We start from the raw sequence: 23,905 nt of genomic DNA on the forward strand, positions 1-23,905 counted from the left end.
CGGGTGTCGGCGGCGGGGACATCGGCGGTTCCGCCGGTCCCCCGGCCCCGTCGCCGGCCGCGGGCCGGTGTGGTGCGCCGGATCCCGGACCACGTCGCACCACCCTGCCGGCCGGCGTCAAGCCGCCCATCGGCCCGAACTGCGGCCTGCTGTGCCGCCCACCGTGGCGAGCGGCACAGCAGGCTGTGGTGCGAACGGACCACAGTGCGCCGGCCCGTTCGCGGCTACGGTGCCGGCCATGCTGTCGTTCACGCACGTCAACCGCACGCTGGTCGCCGCATCCGTGGGCGCGCTCGCGCTCCTGCTGTCCGCCTGCGGTGACGCGACCACGGGCACCGCGGCGCCCGCCGCCACCACCGAGGCGACGTCCGAGGCGCCGGCGGAGACCACCTCCAGCGCCGCGCCGAAGAGCTCGACCAAGTCCACCGCGAAGGACGCACCGGTAGGCGACGTCACCGCGCCCGGCGCGAAGCTCAAGGTCGGTGAACGCGCGGTGGTGCCGTTCAAGTACGGCACCGACAAGAACGGCACGATCGCCATCACCGTCACCGCGATCGAGCAGGGCAGCAACGCCGACCTGGCCGCCTTCGGCGAGAAGGCCAAGGGCATCACGCCGTTCTACATCCGGGTGACCGTGGAGAACGTCGGCGGCACCGACCTGTCGTACAGCTCGGTGAGCCTGCGCGCGGTCGGCCCCGACGGCAAGGGCACCGGCGTGATCATCAGCGGCGACACCGCGCAGTGCGAGTCGGAGTCGGCGAAGAAGGACTTCACCACGGCGGGCGCGAAGTACGAGACGTGCGTGCTCCAGGGCGCCCGCGAAGGCGCGAAGGTCGCGGGCGCGACCTTCGACAAGGCCGACGGATACGAGAAGTCGCCGGTCACCTGGACCTCGTGACGCGCGGTCGCCGGGTCACGGGCAGCTCGTGGACGCCCGGGCCCGCGTTGCCCGGCGCGGGTGCTCCGGCCAGGTCCCGGTGGACGTCACGCCGCCTGGCCGGTCGGGTTCCCCCCGCCTGGGGGCGGGGGGAACCCGACCGGTTCGGTGGCGTTGGTCATCGTCGGTCCGGGACGGGGACCCGGCGCCCGCCGCCGCGGTGATCAGCTCGCCGACCAGGTCCTCGCCCGGGTTCGCCCTGGTCACGGCGATGTCGTCGTACCGGGTCGGCAACGTCGCCGGGTCACCGCGGGGCAGCCGGACGTGGCGGTGGCAGGTGGGCCGGCACCTCGTCGGTGTCACCGAGCACCACCGCGACCGCCCCGGAGCTCGGGTCGGGCAATCGACTGCGAGCCAGTCCACCCCGCGTGGAATCGGCTGCTCACGGCCGTGGAAGCGTCAGGGCGACCACCACGACGCGGGGGTGGGCTTGAGCGACGAGCGGTTCACCAGAGGTCACGTGATCACGTCGACGATCACATCGCTGATCGGCATCGGCGTCGGCTGGTGGTTCTCCGGCGTGGCGGCCGTGGTGGCGGGGTCCACCGCCTTGGCCGCGCCGGGCATCGTCATCGCCCTGGTCCTGACCGGCTGGGTGGTCCGCTTCGGCCGCTCCGGCCGAGCCCTGCCACCCGGCGGCCGCCGGTCCGACAGCCCGTTCGGCCCGGGTTACGGCATCGCGGTGCTGGTCATGCTGGTCGCGATCGTCGCCGGCTCACGCCTGCCGGCGACCCTCGACCTGGCCGAAGCGACCCCGGCGTGGGTGCTGGTCGCCGTCGGCGCGCACTTCGCGCCCTTCGCCAAGCTCTTCGGCTCCGCCCGCTACCTGGTGCCGGCCGCCGCGCTCTGCGGCACGGCCGTGCTCGCCGCGGTCCCCGGCGCGGCCGGATCGGAGTGGGCGTGGCGGCTGGTGCCCGGCTTCGGCGGCGCGGCCGTGCTGTGGGCGACGGTCGTGGCCGGCCTGCTCGACGGGCGGCGGTCGGTCGCGGCCCACGCCGTGTGAGGAGCCGTCCACAGGCCGGTGATCGCGTCGATCAGGCCCGTCGCCGCCTCGTCCCGGGTGGCCGGCGGCGTCGCCGTGCCCTCGGCCACCGCCCGCTCCCGCTCGGCGCAAACGTGCACGATCAGGTGGCGGACCATCGCCGCGCGGTCCTGGCGCACGTCGGCGGGCATGTCGGGCAGGAGCCGCAGGAGGGTCTCCACCACGTGCCGCGACGAGGCCTTTGCCAGCGCCTCCTCCGCCATGATCACGCGCAACGCCGGGTCGGTCACCACCTGCGCGCTGACCCGCGCGAACCAGGTCGGGTCGCCCAGCGACGCCAGGTGCGTGGTCACCGGGTGCACCAGGCACGACACCCGGTCCCGCACGTCGGGTGACCCGTCGACCGCGTCCTGCCGCGCCGAAGTGGCAGCCGACCGCCGCGTTGTCGCCCTGCCCGGCGGCGGCGCCGATCCGCCGGTTGGACACCGCGTGCAGACCCCGCTCGGCGGACGACCGCTCCGCCGTGATCAGGATCTGCTGCTCGTCGCCCCGACCCGCTCGGCCCCGGGAGTCCTGCCGACGTCCGCCACCGCGGTCCACACCGTACCCACCCGACGCCGGCCGGGCGGCCGGTTAGATCCCGCCGGCCACGGGTATGCCGCGACGGTGGGGGCCGACTCGCACCGGACGGACTCGCGCTCGACCGACCCGTGGCGGGTGGAGGTGGTGGACATGACGTCGGACTCGCCGACGGGCGACGAACTGGCCGGCGTGTTCGTCCGGGCGTCCGGGCTGCTGCTGTCCGCCGAGGCGGTGAGCACCGCGTTGCTGCTGATCACCTCGACGGCCGAGGAGGTGTTCCCCGGCGCGGTCGGCGCGGGCCTCACGCTGGTCGACCGGGACGGACGCCGGGTGACCGCGGCGGCGACCGACGACGTGGTGGCGCGCGCCGACGCGCTCCAGTACGAGCTGGGCGAGGGACCGTGCCTGACCGCGTACGAGCAGCGCGTCGTGGTGCGGATCGACGACGTGGACCGAGAGGACCGCTGGCCCCGGTGGGTCGAGGCGGTGCGCGGGACGGGACCGCGCGCGGTGCTCAGCGCGCCCGTCGTGGCCGGCGCGGAGACGTTGGGCGCGATGAAGGTCTACGCGGCCGAGCCCGGCGTCTACGGTGAGCGGGAGGAGCGGCTGCTGGAGAACTTCGCCACGCAGGCGGCCGTGCTGCTGGCCAACACGCGCACCGCCGACGACGCCCGCCACATCAGCGACCGCCTCAAGGACGCCTTGCGGGGACGGGAGGTGATCGCGCTGGCCAAGGGCATCGTCATCGCGCGTGACGGCGCCGACGAGCGCGCCGCGTTCCTGGCGTTGACCGACCTGGCGCAACGCCGCGGCACCACACTGCGGGAAGCCGCGGAGGACCTCGTGCGATCAACCGTCGACCGACCCACCCGAACGCCATGACCGATCACCGCGCCGAACAGCAGCAGCACAGCATCGCGGCAGCGCTGGGACACGCCGGGCTCAGCACCGACGAACTCTGGATCCGCTACTTCGCCCTCGGCGGCGACGCCGGGATGATCGAGATCGACGCGTACGTGCACGGGCTGGGCGGCCTGCCGCCGCTGCAACGCGACATCCTCGCCCACGCGATCAACGAGCGGCTGGACGAGCTGACCCCGCCCCGCCGCGCCGACTACAGCCGGCCGACCCGGGAGATCAGGCCGCGCGGCCGCTCGCTGACCGCCCTGGTGGAACTCCTCGAAGGCGCCGAGCTGGCCCCACCCGACCGCCTGCGCGTGCTGGTCGAGGCCGCCGGCCGGGCGCTGGACGTGAGCCTGGCGATGTACCTGGTCGACTACGGGGAACGCCACCTGTGCCCGTGGTCGGCCGACGGCACACCCGACGGCCCGCCGCTGGGCGTGGACGGCACGCGGGCCGGGCAGGCGTTCCGGGAGGTGCGGATCCTCCCGACGACCGTCGACGACCGCCCCGTCCTGTGGGTGCCGCTGCTGGACGGCGCGGAGCGGTTGGGCGTGCTGGAGGTGCGGGTGGCGGACGTCACCGACCTGCACGACCCCGGCCTGCGCACGCAGTGCCGGTGGCTGTCGATGCTGCTCGGGCACCTGGTCACGCTGCTGACCCGGTACGGGGACGCGGTGGACCTCGTGCGGCTGCCGGAGCCGAGCACGGTCACCGGCGAGCTGATCCGGTCCATGCTGCCGCCGCTCACCGCGGGCGTGGACGACTTCGTGGTGACCGGCGTGGTCGAGCCGCGCCACGGTGCCGGCGGTGACGCCTTCGACTACGCGCTCTCCGAGACCACCGCCACCCTGATCGTGCTCGACGCGGCCGGGCACGACCTGCGCAGCGGCCTGATCGCCGCCACCGCCCTGGCCGCGCACCGCCACGCCCGCCGGGCCGGCCGGGACCTGCTCGGGCAGGCGCGCGCCATCGACGAGACGATCACCGGCCAGTTCGGCCCGGGCGCGTCCGCGACGGCGGTCCTGGCGGAGGTGGACCTGGCCGGCGGTCGGCTGCGCTACCTCAACGCGGGACACCCCGCGCCGCTGGTCCTGCGCGAGGGCCGGGTCGTCACGGCGCTCGACGCGGGCCTCTCGCCACCACTGGGCACGGGTGTCGCCCGCCGCACCGTCGCCGAAGCCGTGCTGCGACCCGACGACTGGCTCGTCCTGCACACCGACGGCATCACCGGGGCGCGCAACGACCGCGGCGAGTCCTTCGGCGACACGGTGCTGGCGGACTTCCTGCGCCGGGAAGCGGCCGAGGACAGCCCGCCGCCGGAAACCGTCCGGCGGCTCGTCCGAGCCGTCCTCGCCCACCAGGGCGGTGTCCTGCGCGACGACGCCGGCGTCGTGCTGGCCCGCTGGACCACCCCGCGCACGATCATCCCGTGACGATCCCGTCCCGGCGCGGCGCGGCCGGTCAGCCCGGTCGTCGTGCAGCCGGACCACTCCCCCGACGCGGCCCCGGTTTCCGTCGTGACGGGCGCGGGTTCGGGCATCGGGCGGGCGGTCGCCCGCGCGCTGCTCGACGCGGGCCACCGGGTCGCGTTCGCCGGGCGACGCGCGGACCGGCTGGTCGAGGCCGCCGACCGGGCCCCCGCCGGGAAGGTCCTGGTCGTGCCGACCGACGTCACCTCCGAGGAGTCGGTCGACGCGTTGTTCGACACCGTGCGGGAGCGCTGGGGACGGGTCGACGTGCTGTTCGACAACGCGGGCACGAACGTCGCCGCGACCCCGCTGGAGGACTTCACCCTCGCCCAGTGGTCGAAGGTCGTCGACACCAACCTGACCGGCGCGTTCCTGTGCGCCCGCGCCGCGTTCCGGGTGATGCGCGAGCAGGACCCGCGGGGCGGGCGGATCATCGACAACGGCTCGATCTCCGCGCACGTGCCGCGACCGGACGCCGTCGCCTACAACGCGAGCAAGCACGCCATCACCGGGCTGACGAAGTCGATCTCGCTGGAGGGCCGCCGCCACGGCATCGCCTGCGGCCAGATCGACATCGGCAACGCCGCGACGCCGTTGACCGAGCGCATGGGCGAGGGCGTCCGGCAGGCCGACGGCACCACCGCCCCCGAGCCGACCATGGACGTCGCGCACGTCGCCGACGCGGTCCGCTACCTGGCCGCGCTGCCCCTGAGCGCGCACGTGCAGTTCATGACCGTCATGGCGACCACCATGCCGTTCATCGGCCGGGGCTGGCCCCACCCGACCGGGCCGCTCACCGACCGCTCCCGACGGCCGCGGCCAGCTCCGCGATCGTCGCCGGACCGACCTGGCAGCAGCCGCCGACCAACCGCGCCCCACCCGCGACCCACCCGGCCACGCGCGCGGGCTCGAACGCCGGTGCGCCGGTCCAGCTCCGAGCGTCCGCGTCCCAGTGCTCGCCGCTGTTCGGGTACACCACGACGGGTTTGCCGGTCACGCTCCGCGCGATCGACACGGCCTCGTCCACGTCGACCGGGTCGCAGCAGTTGACGCCCACCGCGACCACCTCGGCCACGCCGCGCACGGCCTCGAACGCCTCGCTCAACGGCTGGCCGGCGCACGTGCGCGTGCCCCGCGCGCTGTAGGACAACCACATCGGCACGCCCGATCCGGCGACCACCCGGAGCACGGCCTCCGCCTCCTGCACGTCGGGGATCGTCTCGACCGCGAGCACGTCCGCCCCCGCTTCCGCCAGCACCTCGATCCGGGGCCGGTGGAACGACTCCAGCGCGTGCGGCGACAACCCGTACCGCCCGCGGTACTCCGAGCCGTCGGCGAGCATCGCGCCGTACGGGCCGACCGACGCCGCCACCCACCGCGGCCCGTCCACCTCGGCCGCCGCACTGCGGGCCAGGGCCACGCTGTCGCGCAGCAGCCCGGCTGTCTCGGCCGCCCCGAGCCCGCGCCGGGCGAAGCCCTCGAACGTGGCCTGGTAGCTGGACGTGATCGCGACCTCCGCGCCCGCCCGGTAGTAGGCCAGGTGGGCGGTCCGGATCGCGTCCGGTTCCGTCAGCAGCAGGCGGGCCGACCACAGCGAGTCGGACAGGTCGTGCCCGGCGGCCGCAAGGGCCGTCGACAGGCCGCCGTCCAGCACCACCACGCGCCGGGCCGGCACGTCGGACAGCGGTTCCCCGGACACGCCCGCGACTCTACCGGCGGTCAGGCGGCCCGCGCGGCGGCGACGAACGCCCGCATCAGGCCGTGGTCCTTGACCCCGCGACTGGACTCGATGCCGCTCGACACGTCCACGCCCCACGGCCGGGCGCGCGTGACCGCCTCGGCCACGTTGTCCACGCCCAGGCCGCCCGCGAGCAGCCACCGGCCCTCGGGCCGTGCCCCGTCGAGGGCGGCGAGGTCCCACCGGTGCCCCGAGCCGGCCTGCGGCGAGTCGAGCAGGAGCATCCGCTCGCCGTACGCGCCGACCCGCACGTCGGTGTCGGCCGTCAGGGAGACCGCGCGCACCAGCGGCAGGCCCGCCGCCGCGACCTCGTCGAACGCGGCCCGCGGGTAGTCGCCGTGCAGCTGGACCGCGCCGATACCGGACTCCTCGGCCAGCCGCCGCACGTCCGCCGCCGCCACCCCGCTGACCACACCGATGGACAGCACGTGCGGCGGCACGTCGCCGACCAGCCGCCGCGCGGTGTCCACGTCCACCTGGCGCACGCTCGCGCTCAGCACGAAACCCACCGCGTCGGCGCCCGCGTCCACTGCTGCGGCGACGTCGGCCGGGGTCCGCAGCCCGCACAACTTCACGTACATGTCCCAGACCCTAGCGCCGGCCTTCCCGTGCCCGGACCGTGCCGTGATAGTGGGGTGCGGCGCTGCGCCCTCCGCGGCGGGGAGGTGGCGCGCGCGTGCGGCAGGCGGGTCGGGAGCTGGTCGGGCGGGAGCCCGAGGTCGCGGTGGCGGCCGGGGTGCTCGACCGGGCGCGGACGGGCACCGCGTGCCTGGTCGTGTCCGGTGAAGCGGGCATCGGCAAGACCTCGTTGTGGGAGCACGTGCTGCGGGACGCGGAACGGCGCGGGTACGCCGTGCTGTCGTGCCGTCCCGCGCAGCCGGAGGCGCGGCTGTCCTACGGCGGGCTGATCGACCTGGCCGAACGGGTGGACGACGACCTGATCGCCCGGCTGCCGGGCCCGCAGCGCACCGCGCTGGACGTCGCGCTGCTGCGCCGTGACGCCGAGGACGGGCCGGGCGACCCGCGAGCGGTGCGGGTGGCCGTGCTCACCGTGGTGCGGGCGATGGCCGCGGCCTCTCCGGTGGTGCTGGCCGTGGACGACGCCCAGTGGCTGGACGAGCCGACTGCCGGTGTCCTGGAGTACGTGGCGCGCCGGCTGACCGACGAACGCGTGGCCGTGGTCGTCACGGTCCGGTCGGCCGGCGGCGACGTCCCCCTCGGCCTGGCCGGGCGGGCCGACCTGGCGCACCTGCGCCCGGCGGGGTTGAGCATCGGCGCGCTGCACCGGTTGGTCCGCGCCCACCTCGGCACGCCGTTGCCGCGGCCGACGTTGATCCGCCTCCAGCGGGCCAGCGGCGGCAACCCGTTCTACGCCTTGGAGATCGCCCGCGCGCTGCCCGAGCCGGGCGCGTTGGGCGCGTTCGGCGTGCCGCTGCCCACCACCCGGGCGGTCGAGGAGCTGCTCGCCGACCGGCTGGCCGCGCTGCCCGACCACGGCCGGGACGCCCTGCTGTGCGCGGCGGCGTTGTCGCACCCGACCGTGGACCTGGTGCGCCGGGCGTCGCCCGACCCCGGGCGCGTCGAGGACGCGCTGGTCGACGCCGAGGACCGCGGCGTGATCGAGATCGTGTCGGGCGCGATCCGGTTCACCCACCCGCTGCTCAGCTCCACCGTGCTGTCCGCCGCGTCCGGCAGCAGGCGACGCCGCGTGCACCGCAGGCTGGCCGAGGTCGCGGACGACCCGGAGACCCGCGCGCTGCACCTGGCGTCGGGCACCGACGGCCCGGACCCCTCGGTCGCCGACGCGCTGGGCGAGGCCGCCCGCAGCGCCCAGTCCCGCGGCGCGCCCGACGCCGCCGCCCGGCTGTGGGAGCTGGCCTCCGCGCACGCGCCGGACCGGCGGGGTCGGGCGGTGGCGCTGGCGTCGTCCGTGGTGTGCCGGTACTTCGCCGGGGACGCCTCGGGCGCGCGCAGGCTCGTGGACGCGGTCGACGTCGACGACGTCCCGGCGGGGCCGGAGCGGGCGGCCGTGCTGCTGGACCTGGCCATCGTGGTGTTCTTCGAGGACGGCCCGGTCGAGGCGACGGCGTTGACCGACCGGGCGCTGGCGCAGGTCGGCGCCGACCCGGTGCTGCGGGCCACCGCGTTCCTGCGGCGGTCGTTGTTCTGCCAGCACGACACCCGGCTCAGGTGCCGCGACATCGAGCAGGCGCGTGCGGCGATCGCGGGTCACGAGGACGAGGTGCCCGCCGACCTGGTGGCGTGCATCCTGATCTGCGGCGCGTACTACGGGCTGCTGGCCGGCGTCGGGCCGGCCGCCGAGGACGTCGAGCGCGGCGCGGCTCTGGTGTCGCCGACCAACCAGACGCGCGAGGCGCGGATGGCGCGCAGCACCCTGCGCGTGCTGTCGAAGTACCTGGACCCGGTGCGGGCGCGGGCGTTGATCGAGGCGGCGCACCGGGACGAGGCCGCGCGCGAGGACGAGGCGGTGGCCGTGCACGAGCTGGTCCACCTGGCCGAGTTGGACGTGTGGCTCGGCGACTGGGCGCGGGCCGGGTCGCGGGCGGACGAGGCCGTGGAGGTGGCGGAACAGACCGGGCAGCGGCCGTGGTTCGCCTACGCGCTCTACACCCGCGCGCTCGTGGACGCGCACCGCGGCCGGTGGGAGGAAGCGCACGCCGCGGCGTCCCAAGGGCTCGCGGTCGCCACGGAGCTGGGTGACCCGTGGGTCGCGGTGCACCAGCGGGCCGTGCTCGGGTTCGTGGAGCTGTCGCGGCACGATCCGGGTGCGGCGCGCGTGCACCTGGCGGCGGCGGTGGCGCGGTGCGCGGAGGTGGGCATGGCCGACTTCCCCATCCCCACGCTGTACGGCGACCTGGTCGAGGCGGTGGTCGAGCTGGGTGAGCACGCCGAGGCCGCCCGGCTGCTGGCGGAGCTGGAGGACCGGCGCGACCGCGCGCCCAGGCCGTGGATCGCGGTCGTCGCGGCCAGGTCCCGGGCGCTGGTGCGGATGGCGTGGGGCGACTCGGAGGGAGCGGAGGAAGCGTTGGCGGCGGCGACCGAGGCGTTGGACCGGCTGCCGATGCCGTTCGAGCGGGCCCGCACCGACCTGGTGCGCGGGCGGGTGGCGCGCCGTCGCCGGACGAAGCTCGCGGCGCGGGAGGCGTTGCTGGCGGCACGGCGGGCGTTCGACCGGGTGGGCGCGCCGTCGTGGGTGGCGCAGGTCGACGCGGAGCTGGCCCGGCTGGGGCTGCGGCGCGGTGACGAGCACGAGCTGACCGCCACGGAACTGCGGATCGCGCGGCTGGTGGCGGCCGGGCTGAGCAACCGCGAGGTGGCGGGGGCGGCGTACGTGTCGGAGAAGACCGTCGAGGCGCACCTGACCCGCATCTACCGCAAGACCGGGGTGCGCACGCGCCGCGAGCTGGCCCGCCTGGACTTCCTGCGCGGGTAACTGTGGGGTCGCTCCCCGATTCGTCGACCCGGCCGCGGGGGGCAGGGTGTCGGCATGACCGCACCCGGAGGCCGGCGGCCGCCCAGGCTGTTCCTGGTCGAGTGCTACCTGCACGCGGCGACCCCGCGTGAGGTCGCCGCCGCGATGACCGCCGTCCGCGCCGCAGCCGACCTGTGCGCGCCACCCGTCACGATGAGGTGCTGCCTCGCCGTGCCGGGCGACGACAGCTACTTCGGCGTCTTCACCGCGGCCGACGTCTCCGCGCTGGAAGGGGTCTTCGACCGGGCAGGCGTGATCTTCGAGCGGATCGTCGAAGCCGCCACCGTGCCGCTGGACCGCGTGACCGAGCTCGAATCCGCCGGGCTCGCCTGAACCGAACCGGCGGTGACCGGGCCGCGTGCCCGGTGCTCACCGCCACCATGCCCGGCGCAGCGCATCCCACACGCCGCCGCCGGAAGGGGCCGGTGTCACACCTGGGGGCTGGCACCGGCCCCGTGCTCCACCCCCGACACCGCTCCAGGGCGACGGGGTCGCGCGGCGCGGGTTCTCCGACCGGGGGCGTGGTGCCCGCCGTGACGGCTGCCACCGCGGTCGCCGGAACGCCGTCCCGGTCGCGATACTGGTCGCGTGACCGCGAAACAGCCCCGCCTGGAGATCGAGTACTGCACGCAGTGCCGGTGGCTGCTGCGTGCCGGGTGGACGGCGCAGGAGCTGTTGACCACGTTCACCGCGGAGTTGGGCGAGGTGGCGCTCGTGCCCGGGACGGGTGGGGTGTTCGACGTCCGGCTCGGCGGCGAAACGCTGTGGTCGCGCCAGGAGCAGGGCGGGTTCCCCGAGCTGGCGGCCTTGAAGCAGCTCGTGCGCGACCGGATCGCACCGGACCGCGACCTCGGGCACTCCGACCGGCACCGCAAGCCCTCGGACGGCTGAACGCCGGTCAGGGGCGGGGCAGGGCGGCGGCGACCTCGGCCAGGGCGTCCAGCGTCTCGGGGTCGACGTGGCCGGCGGCGGTCTCGGTCTCGGCGATCGTGATGGTGGTGCCGTCCACGTCGGTGCCGTAGTGGTGGCCGGTGAACGCGATGTCGGCGAGCCCCAGCAGCGGCGCGCCGAGCGGGTGGATGTCGCCGCTGCCGTGGCGGTCCTCGATCCGCTTGAACGCGCGCAGGTCCCGGCTGGTGCGGAAACCCACCCACGCCACGGACACCACGGCGTTGTTGCCCGAACCGTCCCCGACCGCGATCACCATCCGGTCCAGCGACGTGCAGGGTGTGTGCGCGAAGAACGCCCGGACCTCGCCGTGCGACGCCGACAGGCACTCCACCTGCCGCCGCAGCGCGTCGTCCAGCCTCCGCACACCCATCCGCTGCCACGCGCCGTCGCGATCACCCCGCCTCGCCGCCTTCTGCCCGTCCAGCTTGCGCGCCGTCACGCTCGACGACCCCGCCGAACCGCCCGCGCTCGACCCGAGCACCCCTCCCCCGCCGGCCGCACCCCCGGCACCGACCAGGCCCAGCACCAGCGCCCCGGCCGCCAGCACGGCTCCCCCACTCCGCTTGCGGCCGTTGATCGGTACGACCCGCCCGTCCTTCGTGATGAACTCCGTCGCCACGACTCGCCCCCTTGATCGGTGTTCCTCGTCCCCGATCGCAAGCTAGTGACGGGCACCGACGATGTCGGACCCTTCTTCCCCCTGGTCACCCGATCGAGCGACCAACGAGGAACGGGGTCCCGCGCGCGTCGGCGCGGGACCCCGTTCGAGAGTGGAGCGGAGATCAGCTGGTCGGGAAGTTGTCCGCGGTGCTGATCCGGCTCTTGAGCAGCGCACCCGACTCGGTCAGCACACCGCTGCTCGAGTAGTCGCCGCCGTTGCACGTGCCCGGCCGCAACGCGGCACTGCTCTCGTTCGCGTCCGAGTACGTCCAGTTCGCGTAGCCGATCTTGAGCTGGTCCAGCAGGTCCAGCCAGGCGATCGTGCTCGACCGGTCGAACGTGCCGCCGCCCGTGGCCAGCACCGTGCCGAACTCGGTCACGAACAGCGGCAGCCGCGAGGCCGCCCGGCTGACCGCGGCGCGGTAGTTGTCCTTGTGGGACGCGGCGTAGAAGTGGAACGCGTACATGATGTTCGTGGCGTTGACCGGGTTGTTGATGACCTCGGTCTCGCTCGAACCCTCCGACACGCCCAGCGACGACCACGCCCGCGTGCCGACGATGACCACGGCGTCCGGGTCGGCCGCGCGGATCACCGGGATGACCTGCTCGGCGTAGCTCTTGATCGACGCCCAGCTCACGCCGTTCGGCTCGTTGGCGATCTCGTAGATCACGTTCTTCTTGTTCGCGTTGCGCTGCGCCACGGCCGCGAAGAACGTCTTCGCCCGGTCGATGTTGTAGTTCGGGTCGCCCGGCGTGAGGATGTGGAAGTCGATCATCGCGTACATGCCGCGCGCCTCGGCCATGTCGACCAGGCTGTTGACGCGGTTGGTGAACCCGGACGGGTTGGTCTCGTAGCCCTGCTCCTGCACGTACATCGCGATGCGGAACAGGTCGGACTTCCAGTCGTTCGCCAGCGCGTCCAACGAGTTGTTGTTGTAGCACTTGTCGAACCACTGGATGCCGTGCGTGCTCATGCCGCGCAGCTGGATCGGGCGGTTGTACTGGTTGCACAGGTTGACACCGCACACCCGGAGCTGGCCGTTGATCTCGACCGGGTTGCGGCCGACCGGCGGGTTCGTGGTGGTCGTCGTGGTCGTCGTGCTGGTCGACGTCGTGGAACCCGTGCAGAGCACGCCGTTGAGCGTGAAAGACGTGGGCGTCGGGTTGCTGCCCGAGTACGAGCCGACGAACCCGAGGTCCGTGGACCCACCGGTGCCCAGCGTCCGGTTCCAGTCGACGTTGGTCGCCGTGGCGGTGGAGCCCGACTGGGTCCACGTGGCGTTCCAACCCTGGGTCACCCGCTGCGAGGTGGTCGGGAAGGTGACGCCGAGCGTCCACCCGGTGATCGCGTCACCGAGGTTGGTGACCTTGACGCCGGCCTGGAACCCGCCCGACCACTGGCTGGTGACGGTGTAGTCAACCTTGCAACCTTGGGCGGCGGCCACGGCGTTCGGCAACATCGTCGCCGCGGAACCGAGGGCCACCGCGCAAGCCGCAAGAACTGCGGTGGAGCGCTTCACTGAGCCCCTCCTCATCTCGACTTATGTCTGGGAGCGCTCCCAGACCCGTCGGGAACGTACACCGCAAAGTGCGGGCAAGTACAGGGCCCGTCTCGCACAGTGACACATCGCGGTGACGTTCCGTGTCCACCCGGAGCCCGGTCACGGTGCCGCGGCACGCCTCCGCGAGGCTCGCGCGAGGACCTCCGGCAGCGGCACCGCGCGGTCCCGGCCCAGGCAGGCGCCGGTCAGGCTCACGTCCGGCCTCCACGGCGACGAAGCCGGGTCCTGCCTGCCGTCGGCGAGGTGGGACTCGATCACCACGCCGACCAGCGCCCGACTGCCCCCGCGGGTTGGCGCGCGCGGTCCTTGCCGCTGTTGCCGTGCGAGGCGTCCACGACGACGCGCAGGGACAGGCCCACCGCGTTCAGGGCCCGAGCGCCTCGGCGACGTCGGCGGCGGTGTGGTTCGGCTTCGGACCGCCCCGAAGGACCAGGTGCGCGTCACCGTTCCCGGTGCTGCGGGGAACGTGGTCAGCCGTCCGTCCGGCGCCACGCGGGGAACGCGTGCGGCAGGCCCGCGGCGCGGATCGCGTCGACCGCCGGAAGACCCCGCGGCAGCGACGACCGAACCGCACCGGAGGCGCCGTGTCCAGTCCACGGTGGAGCGTTTTCGACTCACGCGCGGAGCGTGGCGCCGCCGTTCACGAACAGGGCCTGCATGGTGATGTGCCGCTCGGTCCAAGACCGGGAACAGGGCGGCTTCGGCGACGTCACGCGGATCGGCGATGCGCCCCGACGAGTCGCCGACCCGGAACTGCTCGGCGCACCGGCCACGCGAGACGGTGCATCGGACCTTGCCCGCCGCTTCCGCATCACGCGCTCCATCGGCACGCTCACCCGGCCGGCCGGGTATGGCACCTCACCGACCGTCCCCGGGAGTGGCAGGGGTGATCGGGATCATGGTCGGCCGGGCGGCTCCCAGCGGTAGTCCATCTGGCGTGCCGTGGCGACGGCGAGGTCCGGCGAGGCGAGCCGGCCGACCAGGTGCAGGGACAGGTCCAAGCCGGCGCTGATCCCGGCGCTCGTGGCCAGGTCGCCGTGGTCGAGGAAGCGGACGTCGTCGCGCACGTCCAGGTCCGGCCACCGGCGGCGCAGGTCGGCGACGTCCTCCCAGTGCGTGGTGACCGGGCGGTGGTCCAGCAGTCCGGCGGCGGCCAGCACGAACACACCCGTGCAGACGGACGCGACCACTTTCGCGTGACCGCGGGCCCGCCGCAGCCACGACAGCACGTCCGGCATCGCCTCGACCTCGTCCACGTCGCCGCCGGGCACGAGTACCACGTCACACGCGGGCGCGTCACCGAGCCCGACGTCGGGGACCACTCGCAGGCCGCCCCGGGCGCGGATCGGTGCCGTCCCGGTGACACCGATCGTCACGACCTCGAACGGCACGGCCGCACCGCGGCGGACCGCGACCCGGTTGGCCACCGAGAACACCTCGAACGGTCCACCCGCGTCCAGCACCTCGACCTCGTCGAACAGCAGCAACCCGACGCGCCCGGTCATCGCTCCCCTGCCCGCGCGCACTCGCGGCAGTCGCGGGCCGACGCGGCGACCACCCCGTGCGCCGCGATGGCCAACACGCCCGCGAACCCGGTCAGCGGCCAGTCGGTGGACAACGCCGAGGTGACACCCAGGACGACGGCGGCGAGCGCCATGCCCACCGCGGCGGCGGACGCCGTCCACGCCACGACCGACGGCAGGCGGTGCGGCGTGGGCAGCAGGCGGGTCAGCGGACCGGTGGCCAGCAACGCCGTCACCGCCAGCAGGCCGGACGCGGTCGCCACGGCGGCCAGGTGCGCGGCGAGCGCGCCCAGCCGCCAGTCCGGGTCGCCGGCGGCGACGTGCACCAGGAGTTGGCACACCACGAGGACGGGCACAGTGACCGCGGCGGCACGGGCCGTGCGCCGGGTCTGGGCGATGGTCAGCTCCCGCTGGAACGACGGCGCGATCTCGTCCGCCGTCCCGAAGTCGCGCACCGCGCGGCGGGCGGCCTGGTCGGGCGGCACGCCGAAGCGGGTCTGCGCCTCGACCGCGTCGACCAGGCCGTCCCGCACTTCGCGCAGCATGGCCGCCTTCGCCCGCGCCGGGCCGTGCAGGGACGAGGTCAGCTCCGCCAGGTAGTCCTCGACCGGATCGGCGTTCACGTGGCGTGCCCCTTCGGGGCCAGGTCGAGCACCGCGCCGACGGTGGCGGTGAACTCCTGCCACGTCGAGCGCGCGTCGGCCAGGCTGCGCCGACCCGCCTCGGTGAGCTCGTAGCACCGGCGCGGCCGGTCGGCCACGGGTTGCCAGCGGCTGCGCAGCAGACCCAGCCGCTCCAACCGGTTCAACGCCGGGTAGACGGTGCCGGTGCGCAGTTCGAGCGCGCCGCCGCTGCGCCGCTGCACCGCCGTGATGATCGCATAACCGTGCCGCGGGCCCGGTTCGAGCACCGACAGCAACATCGCGTCCAGGTGCCCGCGCACCGCGTCCGCCCTCATGGGTTGGCAGCCTACACAACCCTTAGGTAGATGTGGTACCTATTGGCAGCCGATATATGTTGGCTGTCTACGCAAAAAGGGAGCCCTGGTGACCAAGCTGCTGCTGTCGGTCCACGTGATCGCCGCGATCCTGGCCGTCGGGCCGATCGCCGTGGCCGCGTCGCTGTTCCCCCGCTTCGCGCGCGAGCCCACGTCCCCGGTCGCCGCGTTCCTGCACCGGACGTGCCGGACGTACACCGCGATCGGCGTGGCCGTGCCCGTCTTCGGCGTCGCCACGGGCGCGAGCCTGGGCGTCCTCGGCGACACGTGGCTGCTCGCGTCGGTGGTGCTGACGGCGGTCGCCGCGGGTCTGCTGGCGCTGTCGATCCTGCCCGCGCAGCGGCGGGCGCTCGACGGCGCGACCGGCGTGGCGAAGCGGCTGGCCATGACGACCGGCGTGTTCAACCTGCTGTGGGCCGTCGTCGTGGTGCTGATGATCGTGCGACCCGGCTCCACCACGGGAGCGTGACGTGGGCAGTCCCCCCGACCACCTGGAAGGACCATGACACCGTTGCCGGATCTACCGGATCTACCGGATCTGCCGTTCCCGCGGACCGAGGTCGCGCTGAACACCGTTCGGTACGTGCGGGGCATCTCCGCGCCCGCCATCTTCAACCACGCCGTGCGCGCCTACTTCTTCGGGCGTTTCCTGGGCGGGCAGAAGGGTCTGCGACCCGATGAGGACTACGACGACGAGCTGCTGTTCCTGGGCTGCGTCCTGCACGACGTCGGGTTGACCGAGGAGGGCGACGGGGACCAGACCTTCGACCTCGACGGCGCCGACCTGGCCGCACGCCACCTGACCGCGCAAGGCGTGCCGGCCGACCGCGTCGAGGTGGTGTGGGACGCGGTCGCGCTGCACCTGACCGGTGCCATCGCGTTGCGCAAGCGGCCGGAGGTCGCGTTGATGGCGGCGGGCACGGGGTACGACATCCGGCCGCACGGGCCCGCACTGCCCGCCGGGTACGCCGACCGCGTCCACGCGGCGCTGCCCCGGCTGGGCGGTGCGGCCGCGTTGCACGACGCCATCGTCCGCCAAGCCCTCGCCAAGCCGCACAAAGCGCCGGTGTTCACCCTGCCCGGTGAACTGGTCCGGCAGCGGACCGGTCAGGTGTGGCCGACCTGGCGGGAGTTGGTCGACGCGGAGCCGAGCTGGGGCGACTACGGGCCACCGGCCGGCTGACCGTCCACACGACACAGTGCGGCCCGGTGCGGGAACGCGTTCCCGCACCGGGCCGCACGACTGATTCAGCTCGCGGCGCAGGTCGGCGTGATGCCCGACGCCGAACCGGTGCCCTGGAAGCCGAACTCGGTCGACATCCCCGCCGCCAGGCGGCCGTTGTAGCTGACGTTGCGCCACTGCACGGTGCCGCTGTTGCCGGAGCGATCGGCGCTCCACGCGTTGGTGACCGACACGCCGGACGGCAGGTTCGTGGTCACCGTCCACCCGTTGATCGCCGCCGACCCCGCGGTGACCTTGACCGTGGCGACGAAGCCGCCGGTCCACGAGTTCAGCGACACCGTGGCGGTGCAGCCGCCCGGGCCGTTGGTCGTGGTCGTCGTGGTCGTGGTGGTGGTCGTCGTGCCCGTGGTGGTCGTCGTGGTCACGCTGGAGCCGCCGCTGTTGAGGGCGTTGAGGGTCGAGGTGTAGGCGGCCTTCTTGTTGCCCGAGCCGTCGAACAGCAGCGGGGTGCCCGAGGCACGCCACGAGTCGGTGTCGCGGATGCCCCACACGGTGATGCCGGTGCAGCGCGTGACCGCCATGCACGCCTTCACGACGCGCTCGTAGTTGGCCGCCTGCGCCGAGCCGGAACCCTCGATGTCGAGCTCGGTGATCTGCACGTCCACGCCGAGGTTGGCGAAGTTCTGCAGCGTCGTCTGGTAGTTCGACGGCACCGGGCTCTGGGGGTTGAAGTGCGACTGGAGACCGACGCAGTCGATCGGCACGCCCCGCTGCTTGAAGTCCTGCACCAACCGGTAGACGGCCTGGGTCTTGGCGTGGGTCCAGTCGTCGGTGTTGTAGTCGTTGTAGCAGAGCTTCGCACCCGGGTCCGCCGCCCGCGCGGCGCGGAACGCGGCCTCGATCCAGTCGTTGCCGGTCCGCTGGAGGTTGGAGTCACGACGCGCGCCCGAACTGCCGTCCTGGAACGCCTCGTTCACCACGTCCCACGCGTAGATCTTGCCCCGGTAGTACGTGGCCACCTGCGTCACGTGGTTCAGCATCGCGTTGCGCAGCGCGGTGCCGGACATGTTCTGCATCCAACCCGGCTGCTGCGAGTGCCACGCCAACGTGTGCCCGCGCACCCGCATGCCCTGCGCCCGGGCGTGGTTGACGATCCGGTCCGCGCTGGCGTAGCTGAACTGGTTCTGGTTCGGCTCCGTCGCGTCGATCTTCATCTCGTTCTCGGCCGTGACCATGTTGAACTCGCGGTTCAGGATCCCGACGTACGTGGAGTCGCTGAGCCTGTTCCCGGCCACGGCCGTGCCGAAGTAGCGGCCCGACTCGGCCGCCGAGGCGCCGAGCGTGGTGCCGGCGCTGGCCGACGTGGCCAGGAGCACCGCGGCGCCCGTGGTGGCGGTCACCAACGTCGACACGAGTGCCGCTCGCACCACTGACCTCGATGTCAGCTTCATGTTTGCACCTTCTGGGAGCACCTGCGGGTTCGGCAGGTGGTGGGTTGGTTGCTCGGGCGACCCGAACCCGCGGGGCGGCGTGGTCCGGATCCGAACACTTGGCCGAGGAGGACCCGGTGCCGCGGAATTCCTCCTCGCCAACGCGACAAGTCCTTCGAGTAGGTCCTCCAGAGCGTGCGCAGCGCAGGCGGACACCGTCGGGGGCGGCACCCGACCACGTCCAGCCTGAAACTTTTAGAAGTATTAACCGAAACAGATAGGTCTGGCAAGCACCGAAACAGTCCGGCCTTGCGGGCTTGTCCGCACTCGGGTACGACTGCCCACCTGGCCTGCGGCAAGGCAGTCGTACCCGAAACAACCGGTCAGAACTCTGAAGCGCGCCCTTGTGTCCACTTGCGCCATATTCGAGGGGCTTCGAAAGTATTCGAAAGAAGATTCGCAACTTTTAAGCGGCACGTGCTCCGGTTACCGGCAGTGGATTAGGCCGAACGCACCTGTCGAACGGGGTCGCGCTCAGCCGAGCGGCCAGCCCGTGTAGGCCTCGGCGAGGTGGGTGGCGGCGGCCGTGCCGGACGTGACCAGTTCGAGCTCGCCGAGCTGCCGCTTGAGGTCGAACGGCGTGCCGGCCGGGTCGGTGTGCAGCATCGACGTCATCCACCACGAGAAGTGCTGCGCCCGCCACACCCGGCGGGACGCGGTCGGGCCGTAGGCGTCCAGCGGTTCGGTGGCCCCGGTCGCGAAGTGCTCCTCCAGCGCGCGGGCCAGCACCACCACGTCGGCCACCGCGAGGTTCAGGCCCTTCGCACCGGTCGGCGGCACGACGTGGGCGGCGTCGCCGGCCAGGAACAGGCGGCCGTGCCGCATCGGCTCGCACACGTAGCTGCGCATGGGGATCACGCCCCGGTCGAAGATGCGGCCCTCGGCCAGGCTGAAGCCGTCGCCCGCGACCCGGGCGTTCAGCTCGGCCCAGATCCGGTCGTCGCTCCAGTCCTCCGCGCGCTCGTGGGGGTCGCACTGGAAGTACATCCGCTGCACCTGGGGCGTGCGGGTGCTGATCAGCGCGAACCCGCGTTCGGAGTGCGCGTAGACGAGCTCCTTCGCCGACGGCGGCGCCTCGGCCAGGATGCCGAACCACCCGAACGGGTAGGCGCGGAAGTAGTCGGTGCGCACGGCGTCGGGGATGGCGCGCCTGCTGATGCCCGACGAGCCGTCACAGCCGGCGATCACGTCGCAGCGCAGGTGGACGGGCGTGCCGTCGGCGTCGGTGAACGAGAGGACCGGTTCGTCCGAGGTGATGCCGCGCAGCTCCACGTCGGTCGCACCGAAGCGGAGGTCCGCGCCGCTCGCCAGCCGTGCCGCGATGAGGTCCTTGAGCACCTCGTGCTGCGGGTAGAGCCAGACCGCCCGGCCGGTGAGCCCGGTGAAGTCGATCCGGTGGCCCCGACCACCGAACCGCAGCTCGATGCCCTCGTGCCGCGCGCCTTCGGCCACCGCCCGCGCGCCGACGCCCATCGCGGTCAGCAGCTCCACCGTGCCCTGCTCCAGGACGCCGGCGCGGATGGTCCGCTCGATCGCCTCGCGGCTGCGCGTCTCGACCACCACGGAGTCGATGCCGCGTTCGGCCAGCAAGTGGGACAGCACCAGGCCGGCCGGGCCGGCGCCGACGATTCCGACTCTCGTTCGCATGGGTCAAGCCAAGGGTGACGTGCGGCCGTTCGCCAGGATCGACTTCCACTGGGTGGAAGAGGCCGCGACTTCGGGACGGCCGCGTGGTTACGTTCGGTGCCCGGCTGTCGGTGGCGGGCCGTGGGCGGTTGGCGTTCGGCGTGCGAAGGAGGCGGCATGGTGGTCAACCGCGACGCGCCCCGGCGGTCGATGGCGGGACGGGCGCTGGCGTTGCTCGGCGTGTTCGACACCGCCCACCCCCGGCTCAAGCTGACCGAGCTGGCGCGGCGCGCGGACCTGCCGCTGGCCACCGTGCACCGGCTGGCCGGCGAGCTGGTGTCGTGGGGTGCGCTGGAACGTGACGCGGACGGGTACTTCAGCATCGGGCTGCGGCTGTGGGAGGCGGCGACGCTGGCGCCGGTGGCCGGTCGGCTGCGGGAGATCGCCCTGCCGTTCATGCAGGACCTGTACGAGACGACGCGCGAGAACATCCACCTGGCCGTGCACGACGGTTTCGACGCGTTGTACGTGGAGAAGCTGTCCGGGCACCGGTCGGTGCCGGTCATCTCGCGGATCGGGGCGCGGTTGCCGATGCACGCGACGGGGGTCGGCAAGGCGCTGCTCGCCCGCGCCGACCCGGAGTTCGTGCGCCGCTACCTGGCCCGTCCCCTGCCCCGGGTCACCCGGTACACGATCACCGAGCGGGCGCGGTTGGCCCGTGAGCTGCGTGCGACGGCCGAACGCGGGTACGCGCTGACGAACGAGGAGATGACGCTCGGCTCGTGCTCGGTCGCCGTCGCGATCCCGGCCGACGGGTACGAGCCGGCCGGGGCGCTGGGCATCGTGGTGCACTCGGTGCGCACGGACCTGCACCGCCTCGTGCCCGACCTGCGTGCGGCCGCCGAGGGGATCGCCCGACGGCTGGAAGCGGCGCACCGAGCCGTCCACGTGACGTGAGCGTTGAACTCGGGGTACCTGAACGTAGGACTCTCGGGACCTGGGTGTTCGACTCTCGGGGCCCGAGTGTTCGACTCTCGGGACCTGGGTGTTCGACTCACGGGAGGGGGTGGTGGCGGAGGGCCGCTTTGCGGACCTTGCCCGAAGCGGTGCGGGGCAGGTGGTCCACGAGGTCGAAGTGGACGGGCACCTTGTACTTGGCGAGCCGGGGCAGCAGGAAGGCGCGCAGTTCGTCCCGGGTGGGACCGCGGCCCGAGGCGGGGCGCACGAACGCCCGGCCGACCTCGCCCCACCTCGGATCGGGCACGCCGACCACCGCGGCCTCGACCACGTCCGGGTGCTCGACCAGGGCGTTCTCCACCTCGGCCGGGTAGACGTTCTCCCCGCCGGAGATGAACATGTCCTTGAGCCGGTCCACCACGTGCAGGTGGCCGTCGGCGTCGAACCGGCCGACGTCACCCGTGCGGAACCACCCGTCCGGCAGGAACGCGGCCGCGGAAGCGGCGGGGTCCCGCCAGTAGCCGGGCGTCACGTTCGGGCCCCGGACCAGCACCTCGCCCGGCTCGTCGACCCGCGCGTCGACCCCGTCCGCCCGCACGACCCGGACCTCGCCGAAGAACACCGGCACGCCCGCCGACCCGACCTTGCGCACGCTCTCCGCCGCTTCCAGCGCCGTCGCACCCGGCGCGGTCTCGGTGAGCCCGTAACCCTGGCAGAACGTCAGCCCGCGCTCCTGGTAGGCGCGGATCAGCGAGTCGGGCACGGCCGCGCCGCCGCACAGCAGGTGCCGCAACGACGACAGGTCGGCCGTCGCCCAGCGGGGTGAGGCGACCAGGTCCGCGTACATCGTGGCGACGCCGAACGCGTACGTGATCCGCTCCCGCTCGATGAGGTCGTACACCCGGTCGACGTCCCACGACGAGGTGATCACCGCCGTGCCGCCCTTGAGGAAGGTGGGCAGCAACGTCTGCGCGAGCGCGGCGACGTGGAACAGCGGCGCGGACACCAACGTGCGCTCCGAACCGGTGATGTCCATCGACACCAGGAGGTTGTAGGTGTTCCAGATCAGGTTGGCGTGGGTGAGCATCGCGCCCTTCGGGCGACCGGTCGTGCCCGACGTGTAGAGGATCAGGGCGACGTCGTCGGGGTCCACCGGTTCGTCGATCGGGTCGGCGGGGCTGTCGGCCAGCCCGCGTTCGTACTCCCGCGCCGCCTCCGGTGTCCCCACGTCGACCACCACCGACGGCGACGAGTCCGCCAGCACGTGGTCGACCTCCGGTGGGGCGAGGCGGAAGTTCACCGGCACGAAGATCGCGCCGAGCACGTGCGCGGCGAACATCGTCTCCACGAACGAGGGGTGGTTGGGCCCCCGGTAGGCGACCCGGTCACCCCGCCGCACGCCGTCCGCCCGCAGGCGGTGGGCCAGGCGCGTCACGCGCTCGGCCAGTTCCGCGTAGGTCAGCTCCTGTCCGGAGTGGACGATCGCGACGCGGTCGGGCGACATCCGCGCGCGCCGGCACGGCCAGCTCCCGAGCCCCGAGTTGCGCACTTTCGGCCCTCCTGTCAGGGAACCGGGTGGAGATCACGCGTGCCGGTCTCCTTCAACGCCAGCACGCACACGACGGTGAGCAGGCAGAACCCCGCGACGGCGACCGAGATCAGGGTCGTGCCCCGGCCTCCGCTCACCCGTTGGAGCTCGGCGAACAGCAGCGGCGCGAGGCCCGCGCCCAACCCGGCGACCTGGTAGCCCAGCGACGCGCCGGTGTACCGGTTCTCCGTGCTGAACAGCTCGCTGTAGAGGGCCGCCAGCGGCCCGTACATCATCGGGTGGATCACGCCCTGGCCCAGCACCAGCGCGAGGGTCAGCAACGCCGTGTCACCGCTGTCCACCATCGGGAACAGCACGAACGCGAAGACCGCCATCGCCACCGCGCCGGCCACCACGACCGGGCGCCGGCCGAACCGGTCCGAGGCCGCCGACCAGCCGAGGATGCCCACCACCGCGCAGGCGGACGACACCGTGAGCGCGTTCAGCACGGTCTGCCGCGCGTGCCCGGCCGCGACACCGTGCGCCACGACGAACGTGGTCAGCGTCGACTGCGCGACGAACGCGGCCAGCCCCACCCCGATGCCCAGCAGCAGCACGCGCCGGTGATCGCGCAGCACCTCCACCACCGGCACGCGCCGCCTGCCGCCCGTCTCCCGCGCCGCCGCCTGGAACGCGGGCGTCTCCTCGACCCGGTGCCGCACGAACAGCCCGACCCCGAGCAGCACCACGCTGACCAGGAACGGGATGCGCCAGCCCCAGTCCAGGAACGCCCGCTCCCCCACCGCCGCGGCGGTCGCCGTCAGCGCCACCGTCGACAGCACCAGCCCGCACGGCGCGCCGGCGTTGGTGAACCCGGCCCACAACCCGCGCCTGCGCGTGGCGTGCTCGGCGGACATCAGCACCGCACCGCCCCACTCGCCGCCGACCGCGATGCCCTGCACCACGCGCAGCACCACCAAGCCGACCGGCGCGATCCACCCCACCTGCGCGTAGGTCGGGAGCAGGCCGATCAGGGAACTCGCCACGCCCATCAGCACCATCGTCAGCACGAGCATCCGCTTGCGGCCGAGCAGGTCGCCGAAGTGGCCGAACAGGACGCCACCGAGCGGCCGGGCCAGGTAGCCGGTGGCGAACGTGCCGAAGCTCGCGACGGTGGCCACGAGCGGGTCGAGGGAGGAGAAGAAGACCTTGTTGAACACCACGGCGGACGCGGTGGCGTAGAGCAGGAAGTCGTAGTACTCGATCACGCTGCCGAGGAAGCTCGACGCGACGGCGCGGCGGAGTCGGACGTTCGGCATGGCGG

22 protein-coding genes and 1 pseudogene are annotated in these 23,905 nt (G+C 73.4%); 11 read left to right on the plus strand and 12 right to left on the minus strand.

All coding sequences use genetic code 11. The annotated features are described in order from the left end of the window. The first annotated feature begins 238 nt into the window (after positions 1-238). The 5 genes and pseudogenes from FHX81_RS05310 to FHX81_RS05335 form a co-directional block, all read left to right on the plus strand. The gene (locus tag FHX81_RS05310; protein WP_141975592.1) at positions 239-898 is read left to right on the plus strand and encodes a hypothetical protein; all 660 of its coding nucleotides are present in this window, start codon (positions 239-241) and stop codon (positions 896-898) included. A gap of 469 nt (positions 899-1,367) precedes the next feature. After that, positions 1,368-1,940 (plus strand): hypothetical protein, encoded by a 573-nt coding sequence (locus FHX81_RS05315; protein WP_141975594.1) that lies wholly within the window; start codon positions 1,368-1,370, stop codon positions 1,938-1,940. Between the two features lie 645 nt (positions 1,941-2,585). Further along, on the plus strand, positions 2,586-3,383 hold the full coding sequence (locus tag FHX81_RS05325; RefSeq protein ID WP_246107641.1) for a GAF and ANTAR domain-containing protein: 798 nt from the start codon (positions 2,586-2,588) through the stop codon (positions 3,381-3,383). Then, on the plus strand, positions 3,380-4,837 hold the full coding sequence (locus FHX81_RS05330; protein ID WP_141975597.1) for a PP2C family protein-serine/threonine phosphatase: 1,458 nt from the start codon (positions 3,380-3,382) through the stop codon (positions 4,835-4,837). The genes FHX81_RS05325 and FHX81_RS05330 overlap by 4 nt, the downstream gene beginning before the upstream one ends. A 42-nt stretch (positions 4,838-4,879) precedes the next feature. Continuing rightward, positions 4,880-5,644: pseudogene (locus FHX81_RS05335) on the plus strand (SDR family oxidoreductase); the annotation flags it as partial. Positions 5,645-5,666: 22 nt separating this feature from the next. On the opposite strand, the gene mmuM reads toward FHX81_RS05335, so the two are convergent. Next, on the minus strand, positions 5,667-6,572 hold the full coding sequence (gene mmuM, locus FHX81_RS05340) for a homocysteine S-methyltransferase (protein ID WP_246107642.1): 906 nt from the start codon (positions 6,570-6,572) through the stop codon (positions 5,667-5,669). 20 nt (positions 6,573-6,592) lie between these two features. Continuing rightward, entirely contained in the window at positions 6,593-7,192 is a 600-nt protein-coding gene (locus tag FHX81_RS05345; RefSeq protein ID WP_141975600.1) for a phosphoribosylanthranilate isomerase, read from the minus strand. Positions 7,193-7,287: 95 nt separating this feature from the next. On the opposite strand from FHX81_RS05345, the gene FHX81_RS05350 reads away from it, so the two are divergent. From FHX81_RS05350 to FHX81_RS05360, 3 genes are all read left to right on the plus strand, one after another. Beyond that, positions 7,288-10,065, plus strand: coding sequence for an AAA family ATPase (locus FHX81_RS05350; protein ID WP_141975603.1), 2,778 nt, complete (start codon positions 7,288-7,290; stop codon positions 10,063-10,065). 54 nt (positions 10,066-10,119) lie between these two features. Beyond that, the gene (locus FHX81_RS05355) at positions 10,120-10,437 is read left to right on the plus strand and encodes a hypothetical protein (protein WP_141975606.1); all 318 of its coding nucleotides are present in this window, start codon (positions 10,120-10,122) and stop codon (positions 10,435-10,437) included. 255 nt (positions 10,438-10,692) lie between these two features. Then, positions 10,693-10,995, plus strand: coding sequence for an Rdx family protein (locus FHX81_RS05360; RefSeq protein WP_141975608.1), 303 nt, complete (start codon positions 10,693-10,695; stop codon positions 10,993-10,995). A 7-nt stretch (positions 10,996-11,002) separates the two neighbouring features. Here the strand turns inward: FHX81_RS05360 and FHX81_RS05365 are convergent, their stop codons facing one another. The 6 genes from FHX81_RS05365 to FHX81_RS05385 all read right to left on the minus strand — a co-directional run bounded on the left by FHX81_RS05365 (position 11,003) and on the right by FHX81_RS05385 (position 15,758). Beyond that, positions 11,003-11,674, minus strand: a complete 672-nt coding sequence (locus FHX81_RS05365) for a hypothetical protein (RefSeq protein WP_246107643.1) — start codon at positions 11,672-11,674, stop codon at positions 11,003-11,005. Positions 11,675-11,837: 163 nt separating this feature from the next. After that, a complete protein-coding gene (locus FHX81_RS05370; protein ID WP_211363381.1) occupies positions 11,838-13,235 on the minus strand; it encodes a cellulase family glycosylhydrolase in 1,398 nt (465 codons plus the stop codon). A 141-nt stretch (positions 13,236-13,376) separates the two neighbouring features. Further along, a complete protein-coding gene (locus FHX81_RS40325) occupies positions 13,377-13,535 on the minus strand; it encodes a hypothetical protein (RefSeq protein WP_170231944.1) in 159 nt (52 codons plus the stop codon). A 638-nt stretch (positions 13,536-14,173) separates the two neighbouring features. After that, positions 14,174-14,782 (minus strand): DJ-1/PfpI family protein, encoded by a 609-nt coding sequence (locus FHX81_RS05375; protein WP_141975612.1) that lies wholly within the window; start codon positions 14,780-14,782, stop codon positions 14,174-14,176. Beyond that, positions 14,779-15,423, minus strand: a complete 645-nt coding sequence (locus FHX81_RS05380) for a permease prefix domain 1-containing protein (protein WP_141975614.1) — start codon at positions 15,421-15,423, stop codon at positions 14,779-14,781. Before FHX81_RS05380 ends, FHX81_RS05375 begins: the two co-directional genes overlap by 4 nt. Continuing rightward, positions 15,420-15,758: a PadR family transcriptional regulator gene (locus FHX81_RS05385; RefSeq protein ID WP_141975616.1), complete on the minus strand. Its 339-nt coding sequence runs from the start codon at positions 15,756-15,758 to the stop codon at positions 15,420-15,422. Before FHX81_RS05385 ends, FHX81_RS05380 begins: the two co-directional genes overlap by 4 nt. An 88-nt stretch (positions 15,759-15,846) precedes the next feature. On the opposite strand from FHX81_RS05385, the gene FHX81_RS05390 reads away from it, so the two are divergent. Then, positions 15,847-16,266: a hypothetical protein gene (locus FHX81_RS05390; RefSeq protein WP_141975618.1), complete on the plus strand. Its 420-nt coding sequence runs from the start codon at positions 15,847-15,849 to the stop codon at positions 16,264-16,266. A 33-nt stretch (positions 16,267-16,299) separates the two neighbouring features. Next, the gene (locus FHX81_RS05395) at positions 16,300-16,980 is read left to right on the plus strand and encodes an HD domain-containing protein (protein WP_141975620.1); all 681 of its coding nucleotides are present in this window, start codon (positions 16,300-16,302) and stop codon (positions 16,978-16,980) included. A gap of 65 nt (positions 16,981-17,045) precedes the next feature. Here the strand turns inward: FHX81_RS05395 and FHX81_RS05400 are convergent, their stop codons facing one another. Beyond that, positions 17,046-18,431: an endo-1,4-beta-xylanase gene (locus FHX81_RS05400; protein ID WP_141975622.1), complete on the minus strand. Its 1,386-nt coding sequence runs from the start codon at positions 18,429-18,431 to the stop codon at positions 17,046-17,048. Between the two features lie 513 nt (positions 18,432-18,944). Further along, entirely contained in the window at positions 18,945-20,117 is a 1,173-nt protein-coding gene (locus FHX81_RS05405) for a 4-hydroxybenzoate 3-monooxygenase (protein WP_141975624.1), read from the minus strand. Between the two features lie 156 nt (positions 20,118-20,273). Here FHX81_RS05405 and FHX81_RS05410 point away from each other — a divergent pair, with 156 nt between their 5' ends. Continuing rightward, a complete protein-coding gene (locus tag FHX81_RS05410; protein ID WP_141975626.1) occupies positions 20,274-21,053 on the plus strand; it encodes an IclR family transcriptional regulator in 780 nt (259 codons plus the stop codon). A 97-nt stretch (positions 21,054-21,150) separates the two neighbouring features. Here FHX81_RS05410 and FHX81_RS05415 read toward each other — a convergent pair whose 3' ends face one another. Next, positions 21,151-22,602: an acyl-CoA synthetase gene (locus tag FHX81_RS05415; protein ID WP_141975628.1), complete on the minus strand. Its 1,452-nt coding sequence runs from the start codon at positions 22,600-22,602 to the stop codon at positions 21,151-21,153. Between the two features lie 14 nt (positions 22,603-22,616). Further along, positions 22,617-23,900, minus strand: a complete 1,284-nt coding sequence (locus FHX81_RS05420; RefSeq protein ID WP_141975630.1) for an MFS transporter — start codon at positions 23,898-23,900, stop codon at positions 22,617-22,619. Between the last annotated feature and the right edge of the window lie 5 nt (positions 23,901-23,905).

The sequence above is a fragment of the Saccharothrix saharensis genome, assembly GCF_006716745.1.
In the GTDB taxonomy this organism is placed as follows: Bacteria; Actinomycetota; Actinomycetes; order Mycobacteriales; family Pseudonocardiaceae; genus Actinosynnema; species Actinosynnema saharense.

Bases quoted from the DNA above. Each gene is read 5' to 3' on its own strand.
- FHX81_RS05395 (WP_141975620.1), top strand. From the start codon at position 16,300: ATGACACCGTTGCCGGATCTACCGGATCTACCGGATCTGCCGTTCCCG.
- FHX81_RS05375 (WP_141975612.1), bottom strand. From the start codon at position 14,782: ATGACCGGGCGCGTCGGGTTGCTGCTGTTCGACGAGGTCGAGGTGCTG.
- FHX81_RS05330 (WP_141975597.1), top strand. From the start codon at position 3,380: ATGACCGATCACCGCGCCGAACAGCAGCAGCACAGCATCGCGGCAGCG.
- FHX81_RS05345 (WP_141975600.1), bottom strand. From the start codon at position 7,192: ATGTACGTGAAGTTGTGCGGGCTGCGGACCCCGGCCGACGTCGCCGCA.
- FHX81_RS05405 (WP_141975624.1), bottom strand. From the start codon at position 20,117: ATGCGAACGAGAGTCGGAATCGTCGGCGCCGGCCCGGCCGGCCTGGTG.
- FHX81_RS05385 (WP_141975616.1), bottom strand. From the start codon at position 15,758: ATGAGGGCGGACGCGGTGCGCGGGCACCTGGACGCGATGTTGCTGTCG.
- FHX81_RS05410 (WP_141975626.1), top strand. From the start codon at position 20,274: ATGGTGGTCAACCGCGACGCGCCCCGGCGGTCGATGGCGGGACGGGCG.
- FHX81_RS05400 (WP_141975622.1), bottom strand. From the start codon at position 18,431: ATGAAGCTGACATCGAGGTCAGTGGTGCGAGCGGCACTCGTGTCGACG.
- FHX81_RS05310 (WP_141975592.1), top strand. From the start codon at position 239: ATGCTGTCGTTCACGCACGTCAACCGCACGCTGGTCGCCGCATCCGTG.
- FHX81_RS05420 (WP_141975630.1), bottom strand. From the start codon at position 23,900: ATGCCGAACGTCCGACTCCGCCGCGCCGTCGCGTCGAGCTTCCTCGGC.
- FHX81_RS05355 (WP_141975606.1), top strand. From the start codon at position 10,120: ATGACCGCACCCGGAGGCCGGCGGCCGCCCAGGCTGTTCCTGGTCGAG.